The organism is Actinoplanes sp. NPDC024001, from assembly GCF_040638955.1.
Classification (GTDB): domain Bacteria; phylum Actinomycetota; class Actinomycetes; order Mycobacteriales; family Micromonosporaceae; genus Actinoplanes.
Genome location: NZ_JBEZZB010000134.1, coordinates 23,245 through 29,291, shown reverse-complemented (window position 1 = coordinate 29,291; position 6,047 = coordinate 23,245). Strand labels below are relative to the sequence as shown.

General features: G+C 73.2%; 7 protein-coding genes. 6 read left to right on the top strand and 1 reads right to left on the bottom strand.

The genetic code is table 11. The features are described from left to right. Positions 1 to 828 precede the first annotated feature (828 nt). The 3 genes from AB0F81_RS37605 to AB0F81_RS37595 all read left to right on the top strand — a co-directional run bounded on the left by AB0F81_RS37605 (position 829) and on the right by AB0F81_RS37595 (position 3,482). The gene (locus AB0F81_RS37605) at positions 829 to 1,578 is read left to right on the top strand and encodes a GNAT family N-acetyltransferase (protein ID WP_360205512.1); all 750 of its coding nucleotides are present in this window, start codon (positions 829 to 831) and stop codon (positions 1,576 to 1,578) included. Positions 1,579 to 1,683: 105 nt separating this feature from the next. Then, positions 1,684 to 2,748, top strand: coding sequence for a DUF3616 domain-containing protein (locus AB0F81_RS37600; protein ID WP_360205509.1), 1,065 nt, complete (start codon positions 1,684 to 1,686; stop codon positions 2,746 to 2,748). Next, entirely contained in the window at positions 2,745 to 3,482 is a 738-nt protein-coding gene (locus AB0F81_RS37595; RefSeq protein WP_360205506.1) for an SDR family oxidoreductase, read from the top strand. The genes AB0F81_RS37600 and AB0F81_RS37595 overlap by 4 nt, the downstream gene beginning before the upstream one ends. Here AB0F81_RS37595 and AB0F81_RS37590 read toward each other — a convergent pair. Then, positions 3,479 to 4,156, bottom strand: a complete 678-nt coding sequence (locus AB0F81_RS37590) for a methyltransferase domain-containing protein (RefSeq protein ID WP_360205503.1) — start codon at positions 4,154 to 4,156, stop codon at positions 3,479 to 3,481. The genes AB0F81_RS37595 and AB0F81_RS37590 overlap by 4 nt on opposite strands. A 77-nt stretch (positions 4,157 to 4,233) precedes the next feature. On the opposite strand from AB0F81_RS37590, the gene AB0F81_RS37585 reads away from it, so the two are divergent. Genes AB0F81_RS37585 through AB0F81_RS37575 form a run of 3 tightly spaced genes read left to right on the top strand, consistent with a single transcriptional unit; the run spans position 4,234 to position 6,036 of the window. Then, entirely contained in the window at positions 4,234 to 4,992 is a 759-nt protein-coding gene (locus AB0F81_RS37585) for an SAM-dependent chlorinase/fluorinase (RefSeq protein ID WP_360205501.1), read from the top strand. Positions 4,993 to 5,024: 32 nt separating this feature from the next. After that, entirely contained in the window at positions 5,025 to 5,798 is a 774-nt protein-coding gene (locus AB0F81_RS37580) for a DUF4253 domain-containing protein (protein ID WP_360205498.1), read from the top strand. A 22-nt stretch (positions 5,799 to 5,820) separates the two neighbouring features. Next, entirely contained in the window at positions 5,821 to 6,036 is a 216-nt protein-coding gene (locus AB0F81_RS37575) for a hypothetical protein (protein ID WP_360205495.1), read from the top strand. Positions 6,037 to 6,047: the final 11 nt, after the last annotated feature.

The window sequence follows — 6,047 nt, the reverse complement described above, 5'->3', positions numbered from 1 at the left end:
GCCAGCGCCGTCTCGAGCCGGTCGAAGCGACCCCCAGCTGCAGCCGCACGAACCGGCCGACCGCCAGCGCCGTCTCGGGCCGATCGAAGCGACCCTCAGCTGCAGCCGCACGAGCCGGCTGACCGCCAGCGCCGTCTCGGGCCGATCGAAGCGACCCTCAGCTGCAGCCGAGCGAACCGGCTGACCGCCAGCGCCGTCTCGGGCCGATCGAAGCGACCCCCAGCTGCAGCCGCACGAACCGGCCGACCGCCAGCGCCGTCTCGGGCCGATCGAAGCGACCCCCAGCTGCAGCCGCACGAACCGGCCGACCGCCAGCGCCGTCTCGAGCCGGTCGAAGCGACCCTCAGCTGCAGCCGGGCGAGCCGGCTGACCGTCGGTGTCGTCTCGGGCCGGTCGAAGCGACCCTCGGGTGCGGCTGGGCGAATGGGCTGCCCGCCAGGGCTGGCTGGTGCGGCGGCAGGCGGCGCGGGCGCGCGGGGCGGGCCGAGCGCGGGCGCGCGGGGCGGGCGCGAGGCGCGGGCGCGCGGGGCGGGAGGTGGAGACGGGTGACGGTGGAGCGGCGCGGTTGAGGGCCGGGCGGGCAGGTGAGGGCGGAGGCGAGCGCATGGCAGCGCGAAAGCGTGGTGGAGAGGGAGAGGCCGGAAAGGAGTTGCACGGCATTCGGATCCGTGAAAGCGTGCCTGCGTGATCGCATGACGGCATGCGATCCCTGTCTGCCGAGAGAGTGACGCCTGTGATCCCGGCCCGGCCCCGCGGCCGTCGCTGAGCGGCCCTGCGCCCACGCACGCCCACAGTCGTTTCTCCTTCTCTCGAAAAGGCTTTCTCACCATGGATCTGCGCATCCAGCGCTCCGTCGTGTCCCATCTCCGCACCCGCCCGAAGGCCGTGGAGACCGGCCCGTTCGTCGTCGGGATCGACCCGGACACCGACAGTCCGCACATCAACTACGCGACGCCGCTGCCCGGCGCCGCCGTCACCGCCACCGACGTCACCGCGCTGGTCGAGACGTTCACCGCGGCCGGCCGTAAACCCCGCCTGGAATACGTGACGAGCAGTTCGCCCGGCCTGGAGGACCTGCTGCTCGCCGCGGGGTTCGCCGTCGAGGCACGACACGAGTACCTGATCTGCACGCCGCGTACGTTGGGTGCTTTCTCCGTACCGGAAGGGGTGCTCCTGGCGGAACCGGAGAGCGACCCGGACCGGGCCGCGTTGATCGTGGCGTTGAACGAGGCGTTCGGCGAGGCGCCGCAGGCGTCCGAGGCGGACGTCGCCCGGCTGCGCCGCAACCAGGAGCGCGGGGGTCTCGCGCTCGCGGCCGTCGCCGGCGCTGAATGCGCTGGTGGCGGCCAGGCGATGCCACCGCAGGACGGCGTCAGCGAGATCGGCGGCATCGGGGTGCGGGAACCGTTCCGGCGCCGCGGCCTGGGTGGCGCGATCACCGCGGAGATCGCCCGGCGGATCTTCGGCCGGGGTGTGGAGATCGCCTGGCTGGAGGCCGGCGGTGACGACTCCTGGCGGGTGTACGAGCGGGCCGGCTTCGCCCCGGCCGGCCGCCGCCTCTACATCTCGCGTGCCTGACCAGCGCAATCGGTAGAACGGGCCGTGCCCCCGGCCTGGTCGGACGGGCGGCACGGTCCGGCAACCCGGACCCGGTGGTGGACCGCCGATGGAACCATGTTGACCATGACGGTCGACTACACGGTGCGGCTGCGATTCTCCGACAAGTCGCAGGCCGCGTCCACGCACACCAACCTCTCCGCGGTGCGGCTGGACCGCCGGGCCCTCTGGATCGCCGGCGACGAGACCGCCACCATCGAGCGGCTGCTCGCCGACGACCCGGTCCGCCCGGCCGAGTTCGGTGCGGAGGCGAGCTTCCGGCTCGCCGACTTCGTCGACCTGCCCGGCCTCGACGCCGACGAGGAGGCCGACGTGGAGGGGCTGGCGCGCACCGGCCACTTCCTGTGGGCGGTCGGTTCGCACAGCCTGCGCCGCAAGCAGATCAAGGAACGGCACGCCGGGCAGAAGGCGCTGCGCCGCCTGGCCCGGGTCGAGGGCCAGGCCAACCGGCAGATCCTGGTCCGGCTGCCGATCACCGAGGTGGACGGGGTGCCGACCCCGGTCTCCGAGCTGGAGGTGGACGGGGTCACCCATCACGCGGCGGCGCTGGCGCCGCGCGACGATCTGCGCCGGCTGCTGCGCGACGACGAGCACCTGGCGGCGTTCCTGCCGATCCCCGGCAAGGACAACGGCCTGGACATCGAGGGCATCGCGGTCAGTGACGACCGGGTCTACCTGGGCCTGCGCGGTCCGGTGCTGCGCGGCTGGGCGTTCGTGCTGGAGCTGCGGCCGTACGTGAACGACGACGACCCGGGCCGGCTGCGGCTGCGGCCGTTCGAGGACGGGCGGCTCTACCGCAAGCACGTGCTGCGGCTGGACGGCCTCGGCGTGCGGGACCTCTGCCCGCACGGCGACGACCTGCTGGTGCTGGCCGGCCCGACGATGGACCTGGACGGGCCGGTGCGCATCTACCGCTGGCACGGCGCCTGCCGGGTGGAGCAGCCGTCGATCGTCCGCGACGAGCTGATCTCCCGGGAGCTGGAGCTGACCTACGGCGAGGGCGACGACCACGCCGAGGGCCTGAGCCTGCTCGGCGACGACCGGGTGCTGGTGGTTTACGACAGCCCGGCGGTGGCCCGGCTGACCGATGACGGGGCGGTGATCGCCGACGTGCTACTACTTCCCTCGTGACAATTCTTGGGAGCGCTCTCATAACCGGCGCGTCGCGCGGGCTCGGCGCGCACATCGCGCGCCGGCTCGCCGCTGACGGCCGGCCGGTCGCGATCAACTACCGGTCGGACTCGGACGGCGCCGAACGGGTCGCCGCCGACATCGTCGCCGCCGGCGGGCGGGCGGTGGCCCTGCGGGCCGACGTGACCGACGAGGCAGAGGTACGGGCGCTGGTCGCCGCCGCCACCGACCAGCTCGGCCCGGTGCAGGTGGTGGTCGCCAACGCCACCGGTCCGCAGCCGCTCGTCCCGGCCGAGGAGGTGACCTGGCAGCACCACCTCGACCAGCTGGCGTTCTTCGTGAAGAGCCCGACGCTGCTGATGCAGGCGGCGCTGCCCGGCATGCGGGAGCTGGGCGGCGGGCGGTTCATCCACATCGGCTCCGACTCGTTCGAGCGGGCGCTGCCCGGCGCCTCGGCGTACAACGCGGCGAAGGGCGCCCAGATCGGCCTGGCCCGGACCTGGGCGCGGGAGCTGGGCCGGTACGGCATCACGGTCAACGTGGTCGCGCCGGGCTGGATCCCGGTCGAACGCCACGGCGAGGCGGACACCTCTGGTTACGTGGCCGACGTGCCGCTGGGCCGGATCGGCACGCCGGCCGACATCGCCGACGTGGTGGCTTTCGTCGCCTCCGACGCGGCTCGCTTCGTGACCGGCGAACGGATCACCGTGAACGGCGGTCACACCATCGACTAGTCCACCGGCCGGCAGCAGGTCCAGATACCGTCCGAGGTGAGGTTCCGGTCCAGGACCAGGCCCGCCCCGGACAGCGCCTGCTCGAACTGCTCCGGCGTGAGCGGACGGGACCGGAAGGTCTGGGTCCAGGTGGCGTCCGGGAACTCGTACTCGAACCGGACGCTGCGGGTGCCGTCGCCCAGATCCTCCGAGGCGAGGGCCCGGGCGATGCCGTCCCCGGCCCGCGACTCGCGGGGCACCTGCTCGTGCCAGTTCGCACCCTCCCGCTGGATCAGGACGACCCCACCGGGTGCGACGTGCCGGCGGCAGGTGTCCAGCAGGGCGGCCCGGACCGCCGGGTCGGGGGCGTGCACCAGGAACGAGGAGAGCAGCACCACCTCGTACCGGTCGGGCAGGCGCAGGTCCTCGATGCTGGAGCACACGGTGCGGGCGCCGGTGATGTGGGCGAGCATCTCGGGAGACTCGTCGACAGCGGTCACGGTGTACCCCCGGGCGGTCAGCGCCGCGGTCACCCGGCCGGCGCCGGCGCCGAGCTCGAGCAGCGTGGCCGGCGGCGGCACAGCCGACGCGATGATCTCCGGCTCGTCCCGCACCGGCAGCCGGGCGTAGAGGTCCACTGCACAGCCGTCCGGGGTGAACGCGCCCGGACCGGTTCCGTGGTAACCGTCCTTCATGGCACTCATGCTCGCAGCCCGGCGGCCAGTCGGCCATGCGGCGCCGGAAACCGCTGACGGGCGCATAGTCTGCGGACATGCTCGTCACTGTCATCGCCGATTACGGCACCGGCGACCTCGCCTTCGCCGAGGTCCGGCAACGGATCGCCCAGCTGCTGCCGTCCGCCGAGGTCACCCCGGTCCCGGTCCCGGCCTTCGACACGGTCGCGGCCGGCTTCTGCGTGGCCCAGCTCGCCTTCGGCTCGGGGCCATCGGACCGGATCGTGTACGCCAATGTCGCGCCCCGCCAGGACGTGGACGAGCCCCGGGAGAACAACGCCGGGGAACGGCTCGCGGCCGCCCGGCTCGACTCCGGCGTGCTGGTGGTCGGGGTCGCATCCGGGGCCAGCCTGTCCTTCCTGGCCGCCGAGGGAATCACCGTCCGGGCGGTGAACGTCGCCGACCAGGGCTCCCAGTTCCGGTCCCGGGACGTCTTCCCGGAGGCCCTGGCCGCCCTGGCCCACGGCGACGACACGTTGCTCGGCGACGAATTGCCGGTCGCGCCGCCGCCGGAGCACGCGGTGGCGTACACCGACGGTTACGGCAACCTCAAGACCACCTGGCACTCGGCGCCGGCGCCGGTCGGCAGCACGGTGCGGGTGCGCATCGGCGAGGTGGAGGCCGAGGCCACGGTCAGCGACGGCGTCTTCGAGGTTCCGGCCGGCACCATGTCCTTCGCCCCGGGCAGCTCGGGCTGGAACGACAAGATCTGGTGGGAGCTGCTGGCCCGGGGCGGCAACGCGGCCGAGCTCTTCGGCAACCCGCCGGGCGGCACCTCCGTCGAGATCGTGCGCTGAGAACTGTCGTACCCGGCGGCTACCGTCGCCTCATGTTCCGACGCAAGCGACTCGGCCCGGCGCCCTCAGATGAGTGGACGCCCATTCACGACCTGCTCTGGATCAGTGCGGTCCTGCCGCAGCCAGGGCAGTGGGCCGCCCTGCGGGAGCAGCACGAGCGCACCGGGTTGTGGCCGCTGCTGCTCGGCGGCCTGTCCGACCGCGACCCCGATCGTCCGTGGCGCAGCGGCGAGCTGGCACCATCCGGTGTGAAGCGGACAGCGCCCGCCGACCACGACCCGGCGGCGCTGCTCGCGGCCTGGTGGCAGGAGTGCATTCCGGACGAGGACGAGGAAGAGGAGCAGCTCGCGGCCACCGCTCCGTTCGGGGACCGCTGGCCCGGTCTCGCGCCTCCCGGCGTGCCACAGGCCGACCCGGCGCAGCGGGCGGCCGAGATCGCCGACTTCGTGCTCAGCTCCGGCTGGCTGACCGCGCCCCGGCTCGGTCTGGTGCCGTCCGCCCGAGGTGCCGACGCCCCGACCGCCGCTGGCTGGAGCGGGCCGGTCAACCACGAGGGCGACACCGCGAAGTTCTCGGCGGTGCTGCGCAGCTGGGAGGAGCGGTTCGGCGCCCGGGTGGTCGGCATCGGGTTCGACACGCTCTACCTGAGCGTCGCCGCTCCCCCGGCCGACGAGGAGCATGCTCTGCGGGTGGCCGCCGAGCACTTCGGCTTCTGCCCCGACAACGTCTGGCAGGGCTCCGGCAGCCTGACGGAATATGCGAAAGGCATCATCGGCCAGCCGGTCTGGGTGTTCTGGTGGGACTGACCGGGGCCTCTACGATGTGGCCATGCTGGGCCGGATCGTTCGTGACCTCACCCTGTCCGACTTGACCTTCGGCGGCGGGCCGCTGCTGCTCGCCGTGCTGGCGTTCGTCAAGGCCGCCCGGGTCGACGACGCCTATGCTCGCTGGTCCTGGATCGCCTGCGCAGTGATCATGCTGGTGGTCTGCGCCGCCTATCTGATCGGGGTCTGGCGGCGCCGCGCCCAGCTTCAGGAGGAGTGAGCCGGGGCGGC

What these genes read in the sequence shown, in the direction of transcription:
- AB0F81_RS37605 (WP_360205512.1), top strand. Translation starts at nt 829, where the DNA reads ATGGATCTGCGCATCCAGCGCTCCGTCGTGTCCCATCTCCGCACCCGC.
- AB0F81_RS37575 (WP_360205495.1), top strand. Translation starts at nt 5,821, where the DNA reads ATGCTGGGCCGGATCGTTCGTGACCTCACCCTGTCCGACTTGACCTTC.
- AB0F81_RS37590 (WP_360205503.1), bottom strand. Translation starts at nt 4,156, where the DNA reads ATGAAGGACGGTTACCACGGAACCGGTCCGGGCGCGTTCACCCCGGAC.
- AB0F81_RS37600 (WP_360205509.1), top strand. Translation starts at nt 1,684, where the DNA reads ATGACGGTCGACTACACGGTGCGGCTGCGATTCTCCGACAAGTCGCAG.
- AB0F81_RS37580 (WP_360205498.1), top strand. Translation starts at nt 5,025, where the DNA reads ATGTTCCGACGCAAGCGACTCGGCCCGGCGCCCTCAGATGAGTGGACG.
- AB0F81_RS37585 (WP_360205501.1), top strand. Translation starts at nt 4,234, where the DNA reads ATGCTCGTCACTGTCATCGCCGATTACGGCACCGGCGACCTCGCCTTC.